This window comes from Hydrogenophaga sp. 2FB (assembly GCF_005503365.1).
GTDB lineage: Bacteria > Pseudomonadota > Gammaproteobacteria > Burkholderiales > Burkholderiaceae_C > Hydrogenophaga.
In genome coordinates, this window is the sequence record NZ_SCML01000036.1 from 1 (window position 1) to 14,711 (window position 14,711).

At 67.8% G+C, this 14,711-nt stretch carries 13 protein-coding genes; 10 read left to right on the forward strand and 3 right to left on the reverse strand.

What is annotated here, in order from left to right; translation table 11 throughout:
- The 10 genes from FFS09_RS19805 to FFS09_RS19850 all read left to right on the forward strand — a co-directional run.
- Nucleotides 1-784, forward strand: a 784-nt coding sequence (locus FFS09_RS19805) for an ABC transporter permease (RefSeq protein WP_502703747.1), incomplete at its 5' end; no start/stop codon positions are given.
- Between the two features lie 4 nt (nucleotides 785-788).
- Nucleotides 789-1,655, forward strand: coding sequence for an ABC transporter ATP-binding protein (locus FFS09_RS19810; protein ID WP_137920628.1), 867 nt, complete (start codon nucleotides 789-791; stop codon nucleotides 1,653-1,655).
- 20 nt (nucleotides 1,656-1,675) lie between these two features.
- Complete coding sequence (locus FFS09_RS19815) at nucleotides 1,676-2,488, forward strand: urea amidolyase associated protein UAAP1 (RefSeq protein ID WP_137920629.1); 813 nt, start codon at nucleotides 1,676-1,678, stop codon at nucleotides 2,486-2,488.
- A gap of 14 nt (nucleotides 2,489-2,502) precedes the next feature.
- Nucleotides 2,503-3,180, forward strand: a complete 678-nt coding sequence (locus tag FFS09_RS19820; RefSeq protein ID WP_137920630.1) for an urea amidolyase associated protein UAAP2 — start codon at nucleotides 2,503-2,505, stop codon at nucleotides 3,178-3,180.
- A 181-nt stretch (nucleotides 3,181-3,361) separates the two neighbouring features.
- The gene (locus tag FFS09_RS19825; protein ID WP_137920631.1) at nucleotides 3,362-6,877 is read left to right on the forward strand and encodes a 5-oxoprolinase/urea amidolyase family protein; all 3,516 of its coding nucleotides are present in this window, start codon (nucleotides 3,362-3,364) and stop codon (nucleotides 6,875-6,877) included.
- 34 nt (nucleotides 6,878-6,911) lie between these two features.
- Nucleotides 6,912-8,750 carry an allophanate hydrolase gene (gene atzF / locus FFS09_RS19830; RefSeq protein WP_137920632.1) on the forward strand — a complete coding sequence of 613 codons (1,839 nt, stop codon included), beginning with the start codon at nucleotides 6,912-6,914 and terminating at the stop codon, nucleotides 8,748-8,750.
- A gap of 129 nt (nucleotides 8,751-8,879) precedes the next feature.
- The gene (locus FFS09_RS19835) at nucleotides 8,880-9,968 is read left to right on the forward strand and encodes a patatin-like phospholipase family protein (protein WP_137920633.1); all 1,089 of its coding nucleotides are present in this window, start codon (nucleotides 8,880-8,882) and stop codon (nucleotides 9,966-9,968) included.
- 113 nt (nucleotides 9,969-10,081) lie between these two features.
- Nucleotides 10,082-11,164: a TRAP transporter substrate-binding protein gene (locus FFS09_RS19840; RefSeq protein WP_137920634.1), complete on the forward strand. Its 1,083-nt coding sequence runs from the start codon at nucleotides 10,082-10,084 to the stop codon at nucleotides 11,162-11,164.
- A 159-nt stretch (nucleotides 11,165-11,323) separates the two neighbouring features.
- On the forward strand, nucleotides 11,324-11,611 hold the full coding sequence (locus FFS09_RS19845; protein WP_137920635.1) for a GNAT family N-acetyltransferase: 288 nt from the start codon (nucleotides 11,324-11,326) through the stop codon (nucleotides 11,609-11,611).
- Nucleotides 11,612-11,632: 21 nt separating this feature from the next.
- Nucleotides 11,633-11,926 carry a GNAT family N-acetyltransferase gene (locus FFS09_RS19850; protein WP_137920636.1) on the forward strand — a complete coding sequence of 98 codons (294 nt, stop codon included), beginning with the start codon at nucleotides 11,633-11,635 and terminating at the stop codon, nucleotides 11,924-11,926.
- Nucleotides 11,927-11,989: 63 nt separating this feature from the next.
- Here the strand turns inward: FFS09_RS19850 and FFS09_RS19855 are convergent, their stop codons facing one another.
- Genes FFS09_RS19855 through FFS09_RS19865 form a run of 3 tightly spaced genes read right to left on the reverse strand, consistent with a single transcriptional unit; the run spans nucleotide 11,990 to nucleotide 14,710 of the window.
- Nucleotides 11,990-12,679 (reverse strand): MarC family protein, encoded by a 690-nt coding sequence (locus tag FFS09_RS19855; RefSeq protein ID WP_137920637.1) that lies wholly within the window; start codon nucleotides 12,677-12,679, stop codon nucleotides 11,990-11,992.
- A gap of 3 nt (nucleotides 12,680-12,682) precedes the next feature.
- A complete protein-coding gene (locus FFS09_RS19860) occupies nucleotides 12,683-14,197 on the reverse strand; it encodes a BCCT family transporter (RefSeq protein WP_137920638.1) in 1,515 nt (504 codons plus the stop codon).
- Between the two features lie 15 nt (nucleotides 14,198-14,212).
- Nucleotides 14,213-14,710, reverse strand: coding sequence for a MarR family winged helix-turn-helix transcriptional regulator (locus FFS09_RS19865; protein WP_171020108.1), 498 nt, complete (start codon nucleotides 14,708-14,710; stop codon nucleotides 14,213-14,215).
- Between the last annotated feature and the right edge of the window lies 1 nt (nucleotide 14,711).

The following is a 14,711-nucleotide window of genomic DNA, read 5'->3' on the forward strand; positions in this document are numbered from 1 at the left end:
CCTCTGGACGGTGCGCGCACCGATCGCGCGGCGCACCTATTGGGTGCTCGCCCTCGTCGGCCTGTTCACCCCTTTGGTGCTCTGGGCGCTGCTCGCGGCCTTTGGCGGGCTGGACCCGGTGTTTCTTCCCGCGCCGCTGCAGGTGCTCACCAAGACCTGGACCTGGGCGACCGAGACCGGCCTGTTCGATGACATGGGCATCAGCATCTACCGCGTGGTCACGGGCTTTTTGCTCTCGGCCATCATCGCGCTGCCGCTGGGCCTGTTCATCGGCTCGTACCGCGCGGTGCAGGCGCTGCTGGAGCCGCTGACGGATTTCATCCGCTACATGCCGGCGGTGGCGTTCATTCCGCTGGTGATGTTGTGGGTGGGCATTGGCGAGGGTTCGAAGATCGCCATCATCTTCATCGGCACCTTCTTCCAGATGGTGTTGATGGTGGCGGAAGACGTCCGCCGCGTGCCGGCCGCGCAAGTGGAAGCCGCGCAGACCATGGGCGCGAACCGCTCGGAGCTGGTCGAGAAGGTGATCTTCCCCAGCGCCAAACCGGCCTTGCTCGACACCCTGCGCATCACCATGGGCTGGGCCTGGACCTACTTGGTGGTGGCCGAGCTGGTGGCCGCGAATTCGGGCCTGGGCTACGCCATCCTGCGGGCGCAGCGCTTCCTGCAAACCGACACGATCTTCGCCGGCATCATCGTCATCGGCCTCATCGGCCTGGTGACGGACCAGCTGTTCCGCCTTGCGCACCGCCGTGCGTTCCCCTGGCTGTACCTCAAAGGCTGAACCGATGAGCACCAACCCCATCAGCCCGTCCGCGTCCACGCTCACGGTGCCCAAGATCGCCATTCGCGATGTGTTCAAACGCTTCGACGGCGCGCCGTTGAACGCCCTCGAAAACATCAACCTCGACATCTGCGCCAACGAATTCGTCACCTTCGTCGGCGCCTCGGGTTGTGGCAAGTCCACGCTCTTGCGCACCATCGGTGGGCTCGAAGTGCAAACCAGTGGCGACCTGTTGGTGGACGGCCACGCGGTGACCGGCCCGGGCATCGACCGCGCCATGGTGTTCCAGCACTACAGCCTGTACCCCTGGATGACGGTGTGCCAGAACATCAAGTTCTGCCGCCAGCTGCGCGCGCACACCGACGGCCGCACGTCTGCCGACGTGGAAGCCGCCGACGGCCGGGCCGACGCGCTCTTGCGCCTGATGGGCCTGGAGGCCATGGGCCACGCCTGGCCCAACCAGCTCTCGGGTGGCATGCAGCAGCGCGTGGCGATTGCGCGCGCATTGATGGGCCGGCCCGACATCGTGCTGATGGACGAACCCTTCGGTGCGCTGGACGCGCAAACGCGCGAGGTCATGCACGACCTGATCCGTTACGTGCACAAGCTGGAGAAGGCCACCATCGTGTTCGTGACGCACGACGTGGAAGAGGCGCTGTACCTGGGCAGCCGCGTGGTGTTGATGTCACCGCGCCCGGGCCGCATCGACACGATCTACGACGTGCCCTTTGGCGACCAGCGCACGCAGGACCTGAAGCACGCGCCCGAATTCGTGCGCCTGAAGCGCGACATCCTGGACCGCATCCGCGAGACCTCCGGCATGAAAACCGACCTGGAACAACTGCAGCGCATGAGCGGCATGGCCGTCTGACATCTCTGGAGACACATCCCATGAACACGACAACCGCCACGCCGAACGCCCCACAAGCCGCGCCGGTGGACACACCCGCCCTCTGGCAATCCTTCCCCGCGCCCGCGCTGTCGGGCGTCGACACCACCCAGCTCATGTGGAGCGAGACCGTGCCCGGTGGCAGCCACTGGAGCTGGCGCATGCCACGCGGCAGCGCCCTGCGCTTCGTCGCGCTGGAAGCCGGGGCGAACGTGAGCCTGGTGCTCTACAGCGCACAGGAAAAACTCGAGCGCTACAACATGCCCGACTCGCTCAAGGCGCAGCACACCGCGCACTACACGCGCGGCCACGTGCTCATGAGCGACATGGGCCGCAGCATGGCCAGTTTCACCGCCGACAGCCTGGGCTGGCACGACCCGTTGGGCGCGCTGCTCGACAACGAACTGATGCAGCAGAAGTACGGCGAGAAGCGCTACGCAGCGCACCGCAACGCCATGCACCGCTCGGGCAAGGACGGCCTCTTGATCGAGATCGGCAAGTACGGTCTCGGCAAGCGCGACCTGATCGCGCCGGTGAACCTGTTCAGCAAGGTGGGCGTGGATACACAAGGCCGCTTCGCCTTCGTGCCCGAGCACGCGAAGGCCGGTGACTTCGTCGAGCTGCGCTTCGACATGGACGTGATCGCCGCCATCAGCACCGCGCCGCACGGGCTCGACACCGCCAGCCACTACGCGCCGAAGAAAGTAGGCCTGCTCGCATGGCGCTGCGGCGCCGCGCCGGCCGACGACGTGTGCCGCGCCTTCCGCCCCGAGAACGCGCGCGCGCTGCACAACACCGACATGTTGTACCTGTGATGGAGACCCCCACCATGAACACGACCACCACCCCAGAAGCCACCGCCATCCGCATCCAGGAGAGCGCGCTCGACCCGGCCCAGGCCGTGATGAACCAGCGCCACCCGGCGGGCGAACCCATCCTGTTCGAAGTGAAGCGCGGCCAGACGCTGCGCATCGTGGACCTGGAGGGCAACCAGGCCGCCGACGTGTTGTTCTACAACCGGCACGACCCGGCCGAGCACTACAGCGCCACCGCCACCATGCAACGCCAGGGCGGCATCTACCTCACCACGGGCTCCGTCATCCGCAGCAACGACGGCAACGCCATGCTCACCATCGTGGCCGACACCTGCGGGCGGCACGACACGCTGGGCGGTGCCTGCGCGGCCGAGAGCAACACCGTGCGCTACGCGCTGCAGAAGAAGTTCATGCACAGCTGCCGCGACAACTACCTCATCGCCCTGCAGCACGCCGACGTGGGCCTGGGCAAACGCGACCTGGTGCCCAACATCAATTTCTTCATGAACGTACCGGTGACGGCGGACGGCGCGCTGAGCTTTGAAGACGGCGTGTCCGGTCCGGGCAAGTACGTGGAGATGCACGCGGAGATGGATGTTTGGGTGCTGATCAGCAACTGCCCGCAACTCAACAACCCGTGCAACGCCTACAACCCCACACCCATCCAGCTTCTCCTCTGGAACGAACCATGACCCCCCCTGCGCCGCTGCGCGGCTTCCCCCCAAGGGGGACCACGCCAGAGGCCCGGCGAAGCCGGTTCCTCGGCATGTGCTGGAGCGGCATCTGACACGCGCACGACTTTCGTATGGCCAGCAGGACGACCTGCCTGACCTCACAGCCTTCGCAGGACGGCCTGCCCCGGAGACCCAACCCATGTTCAGCAAGGTTCTGATTGCCAACCGCGGCGCGATTGCCTGCCGCATCATCCGCACGCTGAAAACGCTGGGCGTTCGCAGCGTGGCCGTGTATTCCGAAGCCGACGCACAGGCCCGCCACGTGCGCGAAGCGGACGAGGCGTACCTGCTCGGCCCGGCACCGGCAGCCGAGAGTTACTTGCGCGGCGATCGCATCCTGCAGATCGCGAAGGACTGCGGCGCGCAGGCCATTCACCCCGGCTACGGCTTCCTCTCGGAAAACCCCGCGTTCGCCCAGACCTGTGAAGACGCCGGCATCGCCTTCATCGGCCCCGCACCGGCACACATGCGCGCCTTCGGCCTGAAGCACACCGCGCGGGATCTGGCGCAGGCGCACGGTGTTCCGCTGCTGCCGGGCACGGGCTTGTTGCTCGACGTGGCGCAGGCCACGGCAGAAGCTGCGCGCATGGGCTACCCAGTGATGCTCAAGAGCACGGCCGGTGGTGGCGGCATCGGCATGCGGCTGGTGTGGAACGACACCGAACTGCGCGATGCGTTCGACGCCGTCGGGCGGCTCGCGCAAGCCAACTTCAAGGACGCAGGTCTCTTCCTCGAGAAGTACGTGGAGCAGGCGCGGCACATCGAAGTGCAGGTGTTCGGCGATGGTGCGGGCGGTGTGATTGCCTTGGGCGAGCGCGATTGTTCCGTGCAACGGCGCAACCAGAAAGTGATCGAAGAAACCCCCGCGCCGGGCTTGAGCGATGCGCAGCGCCACGAGCTGCACGCCACCGCCGTGCGCCTGGCACAAGCCGTGAACTACCGCTCCGCCGGCACGGTGGAGTTCGTCTACGACGCGTCCACCGGCGCGTTCTACTTCCTCGAAGTGAACACGCGCCTGCAGGTCGAGCACGGCGTGACCGAGCAGGTGTGCGGTGTGGATCTGGTGGCCTGGATGCTGCAACTCGCGGCGGGTGACTTGCCACCTTTGCACACCCTGCAACCCACGCCACGCGGCGCGTCGATCCAGGTGCGCTTGTACGCGGAAGACCCGGCGAAAAATTTCCAGCCCAGCGCGGGTTTGTTGACCGAGGTGGTGTTCCCCACCGACGCGCGCGTGGACAGCTGGGTGGAGCGCGGCACCGAGGTGCCCGCCTGGTACGACCCGATGCTGGCCAAGCTGATCGTCACCGCCGACACGCGCGACGAGGCGTTGAAGAAGATGGAAGACGCGCTGGACGCGACGCGCCTGGCCGGCATCGAAACCAACCTGGGCTACCTGCGCCAGGTGGTGCGCGACGTGGTGTTCCGCGAGGGCCGACAGGTCACGCGTTTTCTCTCCACCTTCGCCTTCCAGCCGCGCACCATCGACGTGCTCGAACCCGGCGTGCAGACCAGCGTGCAGGACTGGCCCGGCCGCCAGGGCTACTGGGCGGTGGGCGTGCCACCGAGTGGCCCGATGGACGCGCATGGGCACCGCTCGGCCAACCGGTTGGTGGGCAATCCGCCCGACGCGGCGGCACTGGAGATCACCCTGGCCGGACCCACGCTGCGCTTCAATGTGGCCAGCGTGGTGGCGGTGACGGGCGCGCCCGCGAAGCTGACGCTGAACGGCCAGACGGTGCCGATGTGGCAAGCCATCGATGTACCGGCCGGCGCCACGCTGGCCGTGGGCCGCTGCGAACACGGTGTGCGCCTCGCGCTGGCGGTGGCTGGCGGGCTCGACGTGCCGCTGTACCTCGGCAGTCGCAGCACCTTCACGCTCGGCCAGTTTGGCGGGCACGCGGGGCGGCATTTGCGCACGGGCGATGTGCTGCACCTGGCCGACGCGGCCACGCAAACCGACAGCGATCCGGTGCTGATCCCCGCGTACACCAACCACTGGGACATCGACGTGCTCTACGGCCCGCACGGCGCACCGGACTTCTTCACGCCCGACGACATTGCGATGTTCTTCGGCACCGACTGGAAGGTGCACCACAACAGCAGCCGCACCGGCGTGCGCCTGATCGGCCCCAAGCCGCAGTGGGCGCGCACCGACGGTGGCGAAGCGGGCCTGCACCCGTCGAACATCCACGACAACGCGTATGCCATCGGCGCGATCGACTTCACCGGCGACATGCCGGTGATCCTCGGCCCCGATGGCCCGAGCCTGGGCGGCTTCGTCTGCCCGGCCGTGGTGCTGCACGACGAGCTGTGGAAGCTGGGGCAACTGCGGCCCGGTGACACCGTGCGCTTTCACCGCCGTGCAGGCTCGCTGGCGAGCCCCCTCCTCGACGACCGTGCGGCCGAGGGCGAGCGACCGCGCCGCGTGGTGCGGCAGGCGGGCGACCGCTATGTGCTCATCGAATTCGGCCCGCTCACGCTGGACCTGGAGCTGCGCATGCGCGTGCAGGCACTGCTCGAAGGCTTGAAGCAACGGGCGCTGCAGGGCGTGATCGACCTCACCCCCGGCATCCGTTCGCTGCAGGTGCACTTCGACCCCGCGCAGTTGCCGCGCGACGAATTGCTGCGCGTGATCGGCGCGGTGGACGACGCGCTGCCGCCGGTGGATGAGATGGTCGTGCCGTCGCGCACGGTGGTGCTGCCGCTCTCGTGGGACGACCCGCAGACGAAACTGGCGATCGAAAAGTACATGCAGTCGGTGCGCCCGGACGCGCCCTGGTGCCCGAGCAACATCGAGTTCATCCGCCGCATCAACGGGCTGGATTCGATCGACGAGGTGTTCAACACGGTGTTCGACGCGCGCTACCTCGTGCTCGGCCTGGGCGATGTGTACCTGGGCGCGCCGGTGGCCACGCCGCTGGACCCGCGCCACCGGCTCGTCACCACCAAGTACAACCCCGCACGCACCTGGACGCCGGAAAACGCGGTGGGCATTGGCGGCGCGTACCTCTGCGTGTACGGCATGGAAGGCCCGGGCGGCTACCAGTTCGTCGGCCGCACGCTGCAGATGTGGAACCGCTGGCGCCACGGCACGCCGGGCACGCCGTTCGAGCAACCCTGGCTGCTGCGCTTCTTCGACCAGATCCGATTCGAGCCCGTGAGCGAGGCCGAGCTGCTGGCCATTCGCGCCCGCTTCCCGCACGGCGGCTATGCGCTGCGCACCGAAGACGGCACGTTCAGCCTTAAAGATTACCGGCGCTTCCTGGCCGAGAACGGCGCCAGCATCGCGGACTTCAAATCCAGGCAGCAAGCCGCGTTCGAAGCCGAGCGCGAGCGCTGGGCCGCCGCGGGCCAGGTGGACTACGCGAGCGATGCGGACGTGTCGGCCGCCGGCGTGGAGGCCGAGATCGACCTGCCCGAAGGCGGCCGGGCGCTGGCCACCAGCGTGCCGGGCAACGTGTGGAAGGTTGCGGTGAGCGTGGGCCAGCAGGTGCAGGCCGGCGACGTGTTGCTGGTCATCGAGTCCATGAAGATGGAGTTCAACCTGCTCGCGCCCGCCAACGCCACGGTGCACAGCCTCATGTGCGCGCAAGGCGGCGCGGTGGCCGCCGGCCAGAACGTGCTGGTGCTGATCGACGAAACGGTGGCCTGAACGGCCCCCAAAAATAGCCAAGGAGTTTCCTGTCATGTCTTTGAGTCAACTGTCTTTCGATCTCGCCAGCCTGCAAGCCGCCTACCGCCAGGGCACCACCGTGCTCGATGTGATCACCGAAGCGCGGCGCCGCAGCCTGGCCGACACGCACCACGCGTACATCCACGTGCTGAGCGCGGCAGAGGTCGAACCCTTCATTGCCCGCCTGGAGGGCGTGGACCCGGCCAGCCTGCCGCTGTACGGCGTGCCCTTCGCCATCAAGGACAACATCGACCTCGCGCACATTCCCACCACCGCCGCCTGCCCGGCATTCGCCTTCACGCCGGACGACACGGCGTTCCTGGTGCGCCAGTTGCTCGCGGCCGGCGCGGTGCCGGTGGGCAAGACCAACCTCGACCAGTTCGCCACCGGCCTGAACGGCACGCGCTCGCCGTATGGCGCGTGCCAGAACGCCCACAACCCGGCCTTCGTCTCGGGCGGTTCCAGCTCGGGTTCGGCCGTGGCGGTGGCGAAAGGGTATGTGGCATTTGCGCTCGGCACCGACACCGCCGGCTCGGGACGCGTGCCCGCGGCGTTCAACGGCCTGATCGGTCTCAAGCCCACGCTGGGTCTGCTCTCGGCCTCGGGTGTGCTGCCCGCCTGCCGCTCGGCGGAAACGCCGTCCATCTTCGCGTTGACGGCGGGCGACGCACAAACCGTGTTGGGCGCGGCGGCGGCGTTCGACGAAGCCGATGCCTACAGCCGCCCGGCCCAGCCGCTGGGCGTGGACTTCTCGGGCGGGCCGTTCCGCTTCGGGGTGCCTCGTCCGCAAGACCTCGCGTTCTTCGGCAACGAGGCCGCCACGGCGCTCTTCGCGTCGGCCGTACAGCGGCTCGAATCGCTGGGTGGAACGGCCGTGGCATTCGATCTCACGCCGTTTCTTGAAGTGGCCAAGCTGCTGTACGAAGGCCCGTGGGTGGCCGAGCGCTACATCGCCATCCAGAGCTTCATCGACGCGCAGCCCGAGGCGGTGTTTCCACCGGTGCGCAGCATCATCGAAGGCGGCGGCCGCAAGAGCGCTGCCGAGGCCTTCGCCGCGGCCTACCGCCTCAAGGCCTTGCGCCGCGTGTGCGACCGCGTGTGGCGCGACGTGGACTGCATGCTCACGCCCACCGCCGGCACCATCTACCGCATCGACGAGATGCAGGCCGACCCGATCCGCCTCAACTCGAACCTGGGCTACTACACCAACTTCGTGAACCTGCTGGACCACTGCGCGGTGGCCGTGCCGGCCGGCGTGCTGGCCAGCGGCGACGCCCAAGGCTTGCCCTGGGGTGTGACCCTCGGCGCGCCTGCGCACAAAGACATCGCGCTGTTGCGCCTGGCCGACCGCTTTCACCGCGCGCTCGGCGGCACGCTGGGCGCCACCGCCAGCGATGTGGCGTCCACCCCGCCATGCAACGGTCTGCCTTCAGGCGACCTGGGCACGGCCGGCACAGGCGCGGTGCGCGTGGCCGTCTGCGGAGCCCACCTCTCGGGCCTGCCCCTGAACCACCAGCTCACCTCGCGCGGCGCGCGCCTGCTGGCCAGCCCCCTGTCGGCCGCCGAGTACAAGCTGTACGCCCTCGCCGGTGGGCCGGTACAACGCCCGGGCATGGTGCGCGCGGCCGAGGGCGGTGCCGCGGTTGCGCTGGAGGTGTGGGAAGTGCCCGCCGCGTTGTTCGGCAGCTTCGTGGCCGGCATTCCCGCGCCGCTGGGCATCGGCAAGGTGAAGCTGGCCGATGGCAGCGAAGTGCCCGGCTTCATCTGCGAAGGCCTGGGCATCGTCGGCGCGACCGATATCACGCACTTCGGGGGCTGGAGGGCCTGGCTGGCGGCGGGTGCACCGCGCTGACGCGAAAGGGAGACACCGGGCCGTCAACGATGTAGCCGCGCAGCCAGCGCGGTGATCCGCCTGGGTCAGCCCGTCTCAGCAGCAATGCGAGGGAGCGGCGCTTCACAAAAGCATGCTGCAATGCAGCACATGACCGCATCCATCCCCCGCCGCGCCATCCGCCCCGGAAAACACCCGATCGACCTGGCCTTGCAGGGCGGCGGTTCCCACGGCGCCTTCACCTGGGGCGTGCTCGACCGCCTGCTCGAAGACGAAACGCTGGAGATTACCGCCATCAGCGGCACCAGCGCCGGCGCGATGAACGCGGTGGCGCTGGCCGCCGGGCTCATGGACGGCGGCCGCGCGGGCGCGCAGCGCGTGCTGCGCCAGTTCTGGACACGCGTGGCCGAGCTCTCGCCCTTTCACAGCCTGCAGACCAGCCCGCTGGGCGCGATGCTGGAGCCCGTCAACGAATGGATCGCGCCCTGGATGAAGCCCTGGACCGAGCCGCTCAAGCAGGCCGCCGACGCGCTGGGCCACCAGTTCTCTCCCTACCAGCTCAACCCGCTCAACCTCAACCCGCTGCGCGACATCCTCTCGGAAACGGTGGACTTCGAGCGCGTGCGCCACTGCCACAAGACGCAGCTGTTCGTGGCCGCCACACACGTGCGCACCGGCGCGCTGCGCATCTTCGGCCAGCACGGCCTCACCGCGGACATGGTGCTGGCCTCGGCCTGCCTGCCCCTGCTGTTCCAGGCGGTGGAGATCGACGGCGAGGCCTACTGGGACGGCGGCTACGCCGGCAACCCCTCGCTGCTGCCGCTGGTGCAGGACACCCCCGCCGACGACCTGCTGCTGGTGCAGATCAACCCGATGCTGCGCGACGTGGTGCCCACGCGCGCGAGCGACATCCTCGACCGCATCAACGAAGTCACCTTCAACGCCAGCCTGCTCAAGGAACTGCGCACGCTGGCGCTGATGAAGCAGATGGCCGGCGACACGCCACAAGCCGGTGGCCCCGCGCTGCTGCGGCGCGTGCAGCGCCTGCGCGTGCACCTCATCGACGGCGGCGCATCGCTCGCGCCCCTGGGCGCGGGCAGCAAGACCGAGACGCAGTGGTCGTTCCTGTCGCACCTGCACGCGCTGGGCCGGGGCGCGGCCGAGCAGTGGCTGCAGCGTCACCGAGGCGACATGGGTCGGCGCAGCAGTTTCGACCTGGCGCAGTTGCTCCCGGGCTGAAGCGCATGCTATCAATACCGGGCAACGCCGGATGGCAATACCGGTTGGAGTACGCTTCAGGTTCTCGCGGGCCCATGGCCCTTTTTCATTCCCCGTACTGGAGACAACATTCAATGGATCGCCGTTCCCTCATCAAACACGCCGGCATCGCGGGCGTTCTGACCGCGGGTGTCGCACCCGCCGTGCACGCCCAGGCTGCCATTCGCTGGCGCCTGGCCTCGAGCTTCCCGAAATCGCTGCCCACCATCTTCGGTTCGGCCGAGAAGTTCTCGGAAACCGTGAAGGCCTTGTCCAGCGGCAAGTTCGAAATTTCGCTGCACGCGGCCGGCGAGATCGTGCCGGCCTTCGGCGTGGTGGACTCGATTCAGGACAACTCCATCGAGATGGCGCAGACCGCGCCGTACTACTTCACCGGCAAGAGCCCGATCTTCGCCTTCGGCTGCGCCGTGCCCTTCGGCCTGACCGCGCGCCACATGGACGCCTGGATGGAACACGGCAACGGCCGCAAGTACATGGACGAGTTCTACGCCAAGTACAACATCGTCTCCATGAGCTCGGGCAACACCGGCACCCAGATGGGCGGCTGGTACCGCAAGGAGATCAAGTCGGTGGCCGACCTCAAGGGCCTGAAGATGCGCCTGGGCGGCGGCCTGTTCGGTGACACCATGGCCAAGCTGGGCGTGGTCGCGCAGAACATGCCCGCTGGCGAGGTCTACCAGGCGCTCGAAAAGGGCCAGCTGGACGCCACCGAGTTCGTCGGCCCGTTCGACGACGAGAAGCTGGGCTTCCACAAGGTCGCGCCCTTCTACTACTACCCCGGCTGGTGGGAAGGCGGCGCCGAGCTGGAGTTCTTCATCAACAAGAAGGCCTTCGACGCGCTGTCGGCCGAGAACAAGGCGATCGTGCGCGCCGCGGGCGCCGTGGCCGCACGCGACATGACCGCCAAGTACGACGCCCAGAACCCGGCCGCGCTCAAGCGCCTGGTGGCCGCCGGCACCAAGCTCAAGCCGTTCTCGAAGGACGTGATGGATGCCGGCTTCAAGGCCGCCATGGCCGTGTTCGCCGAGCAGGAAGCCAAGTCGCCCGAATTCAAGAAGATCCACCAGGACATGCGCGCCTTCCAGCGCGACCAGATCCTGTGGAGCCGCTTCTCCGAATGGCGCTACGACAGCTTCATCACCACCGCCAAGGTCTGACCGACCCGGCGCTCTGACCGCAAGGCCCGCAACCCGCGTTGCGGGCCTTGTTGTTTGGCGAGCCGGAAATCCCCTCGGAACGCACAGGCCAAGGCCCATCGTGTTGAATGCATGGGAAGCACCCCTGCCGCAACCCACCGCCGCACCGGCCATCGCTCCATGACACAGACCATCGAACACCAGGAAGCCGCCTCGCGCGGTGTCTTTCACATCCACCACGACGGCAAGCAGGTGGGCGAGATGACGTACAGCCGCACCAACCCGTCGCTGGTCGTGGTCGACCACACCTACGTGGACCCGAACCTGCGCGGCCATGGTCTCGCGCAGCAGCTGCAGGACGCCATGGTGGCCTGGGCGCGCGAGACGAACAACAAAGTGATTCCCGTCTGCTCGTACGTCAAACACCAGTTCGAGCGCAATCCCGCCATCCGCGACGTGCTGGCCTGACCCACACCACACCCCAAGACCATGACGACACCCCACACCATCGCACACCAGGAAGCCGACGCCAAGGGCGCCTTCTACATCCAGCAAGGCAGCGAGCGCATCGCGGAGATGACCTACAGCCGCACCAACGCCACGCTGATCGTGATCGACCACACCGAGGTGGACGAGCGCCTCAAAGGCCAGGGCGCCGGACGCCAGTTGCTCGACGCGCTCGTGGCCTGGGCGCGCGAGACGCACACCAAGGTGATCGCGCTGTGCCCGTTTGCCAAGGCCCAGTTCGACAAGGACCCGACCATCCGCGACGTGCTGCGGTAAAGCCCACCGGCCATTTTATGGACCCTCCAGCGCGCGATTGCGCGCGTCGGTGGCCCGTAAAAATCACCCCCCCACCGGCGCCATCAGGCTGCGCAACAACTCGCTCAAACCATCCCACACGATCTGCACCCCCAGGCACAGCAGGATGAACGCCGACAGCCGCAGGAAGATGATGGTGCCGGCTTCGCCCAGCGGCTTGAGCAGGCGCTGCGCATAACGGAACGCCAGGTACAGCAGGATGCCGATGGCGAACAGCGCGAGCACGCCGCCGCCCATGCGGGCCAGCGAGAGTGCGAAACGCTGGTCGTTCAGGGTGACGCCCACGGTGATGGCCGCGGCGATGGAGCCCGGGCCGCAGCTGATCGGAAACGTGAGCGGGTAGAACGCCTGGCGGCGCGCGCGTTCGGGCGTGAAGGCCTCGGCCAGGGCGACGCGGCTGTCCTCGGACACATGGTCGGTGTTGAGCAGGCGCCAGGCGGAAGCGGCCACGATGAGCCCGCCGCCCACGCGCACGATCGGCAGCGAGATGCCGAAGAAGTCCAGCACATACGAGCCCACCAGCATGGAGCCCAGCATCAGCGCAAACATGTTGCGCGCGATGCGCCGGGCCAGCGCCGCGCGGGTCGACGGTGACGCGCCTTCGGTGAGGCTGAGAAAGATCGGCGCGGTGGCCGCGGGGTTCAGGATCGGCAGGATGGCCGCGAAGGCGAAAAGAAAGCTCTTGCCGAAGGCGAGCGCGAGTTCAAGGGTCATGGCTCATTTCAACACTTCGCGCATGCGCTTGCGCAGGGCACGCTCGCGCCGCTGCTCTTCGTGCCAGTCGTCGCGCACGCCGCGCCACAGCGCAATGGCCATGAGCACGATGACCGCGGTGAAGGGCAGCGCGAACACGATGGTCGCCGTCTGCACCGCCTTGAGCCCGCCGGCCAGCAGCAGGCTGATGGCGATGCCCGAGACCAGCAGGCCCCACGCGATCTTGACCCGCGCGCCCGGGTTCTCCTGGCCGCCGGTGCTCATCATGCCCAGCACCAACGTGGCGGAGTCGCCCGAGGTGACGAAGAACAGCAGCACGAGCAGGGTCGCGATGCCCGACATGAGCGAGCCCATCGGCAGCGCATCGAACATGGCGAACAGCGCCGTGGCCACATCGGCGCGCACCGCATCGGCGATCGGCACGTTCTTCATGATCTCCAGGTGCAGCGCGGTGCCACCGAACACCGAGAACCAGATGAACGCCGCCAGCGTGGGCGCCAGCACCGTGCCCAGGATGAACTCGCGAATGGTGCGGCCGCGCGAGACGCGCGCGATGAACAGGCCCACGAAGGGCGACCAGCTCACCCACCAGGCCCAGTAGAAGATGGTCCATCCGCCCACCCAGGTGCTGTCCCGAAAGGGTGTCATGCGCAGGCTCATGCGCACCAGTTCGCTCACGTAGCTGCCCAGCGTGGAGGTGAAGGCGTCGATGATGACCACGGTCGGGCCCAGCACGAACACCGACAGGGCCAGCAGGGTGGCCAAGGTGAGGTTGATGTTGGACAGCCACTTGATGCCCTTGGCCACGCCGGTGACGGCCGAGGTCAGGAACAGCACCGTGGTCACAGCGATGATGCCGACCTGCGAGGCCTCGCTCACCGGCAAGCCCCACATCGCATTGAGGCCGCTGTTGATCTGCAGCGCACCCATGCCCAGCGAGGCTGCCACGCCGAAGGCGGTGGCGATGACCGCGAGCACGTTGACCAGAGGGCCGATGCGTTTGAGCGGCGCCCAGGGCAGCCCTTCCACCGCCGTGCTCACGAGCGCGGAGCCGCCCCGGCGGAACTGGAAGAAGGCAATCGCCAGCGCCACCATGCTGTAGACCGCCCAGGGGTGCAGGCCCCAATGGAAGAAGCTGTAGCGCATGGCCGCGTTGGCGGCCTCGGGCGTATTGGCCGCGATGCCGGGCGGCGGGTTGCCGTAGTGCGAGATCGGTTCGGCCACGCCCCAGAACACCAGGCCGATGCCCATGCCGGCGGCGAACAGCATGGCGAACCAGCTGGTCACCGTGAACTCGGGCTCCTCGTCCTCGGCGCCGAGCTTGAGATCGCCATAGCGGCTCAGAGCCATCACCAGCGCCATGATCACCAGGCCCAGCACCACCCAGAGGTAGAGCCAGCCGAAATCGCGCGTGATGCGGGTCAGCGCGGTGGCGAACAGGGCATCCAGGGAGTCGGGCGCGATCACACCCCACAGGACAACCAGCAGGATGAGGCCGGCCGAGGCGATGAGTTGCATGAAGCGCTCCTGAGGTCAATCACCGCCGTCTTGCGGCGCGGGGGTCTCGGGCCGGGCCGCCACCATGCGGTCGGCCTGGGCTTGCAGTGCGTCCACCATGGCGTCGAGCTGCTGGCGCTGCGTGGCATCGAGGCCGGCCGCCAGCTCTCGGTTGATGGCCGCCACGCGCGGATAGATCGCGTTATACAGCCGCCGGCCTTCGTCGCTCAGGAAGACGTGCACCTCGCGCCGGTCGGACGGGCGCGGCTGGCGCACCACGAGCTTCTTGGTCGCCAGCGCGCCGAGGGTGCGCGAGGTGCGGGCGCGGTCGAGCATGGCGTGCTCGGCCAGTTGCGACGACATCGCGCCCTCGTGCTCGGCGAGGAAGGACAGGATGCGCCACTCGCGCCGCGTGATGCCGAACTCGCTCTCGCACATGTGCACCACCAGGCGCGCGGACGTGATGTGGATGCGGTAGAGCCGGTAGAGCAGCAGATCGGCTTGTTGATGGGGGTCGGTGATTCGGTCGTTCATC

What these genes read in the sequence shown, in the direction of transcription:
- atzF (WP_137920632.1), top strand. Translation starts at nt 6,912, where the DNA reads ATGTCTTTGAGTCAACTGTCTTTCGATCTCGCCAGCCTGCAAGCCGCC.
- FFS09_RS19835 (WP_137920633.1), top strand. Translation starts at nt 8,880, where the DNA reads ATGACCGCATCCATCCCCCGCCGCGCCATCCGCCCCGGAAAACACCCG.
- FFS09_RS19845 (WP_137920635.1), top strand. Translation starts at nt 11,324, where the DNA reads ATGACACAGACCATCGAACACCAGGAAGCCGCCTCGCGCGGTGTCTTT.
- FFS09_RS19825 (WP_137920631.1), top strand. Translation starts at nt 3,362, where the DNA reads ATGTTCAGCAAGGTTCTGATTGCCAACCGCGGCGCGATTGCCTGCCGC.
- FFS09_RS19810 (WP_137920628.1), top strand. Translation starts at nt 789, where the DNA reads ATGAGCACCAACCCCATCAGCCCGTCCGCGTCCACGCTCACGGTGCCC.
- FFS09_RS19850 (WP_137920636.1), top strand. Translation starts at nt 11,633, where the DNA reads ATGACGACACCCCACACCATCGCACACCAGGAAGCCGACGCCAAGGGC.
- FFS09_RS19855 (WP_137920637.1), bottom strand. Translation starts at nt 12,679, where the DNA reads ATGACCCTTGAACTCGCGCTCGCCTTCGGCAAGAGCTTTCTTTTCGCC.
- FFS09_RS19820 (WP_137920630.1), top strand. Translation starts at nt 2,503, where the DNA reads ATGAACACGACCACCACCCCAGAAGCCACCGCCATCCGCATCCAGGAG.
- FFS09_RS19815 (WP_137920629.1), top strand. Translation starts at nt 1,676, where the DNA reads ATGAACACGACAACCGCCACGCCGAACGCCCCACAAGCCGCGCCGGTG.
- FFS09_RS19860 (WP_137920638.1), bottom strand. Translation starts at nt 14,197, where the DNA reads ATGCAACTCATCGCCTCGGCCGGCCTCATCCTGCTGGTTGTCCTGTGG.
- FFS09_RS19865 (WP_171020108.1), bottom strand. Translation starts at nt 14,710, where the DNA reads ATGAACGACCGAATCACCGACCCCCATCAACAAGCCGATCTGCTGCTC.
- FFS09_RS19840 (WP_137920634.1), top strand. Translation starts at nt 10,082, where the DNA reads ATGGATCGCCGTTCCCTCATCAAACACGCCGGCATCGCGGGCGTTCTG.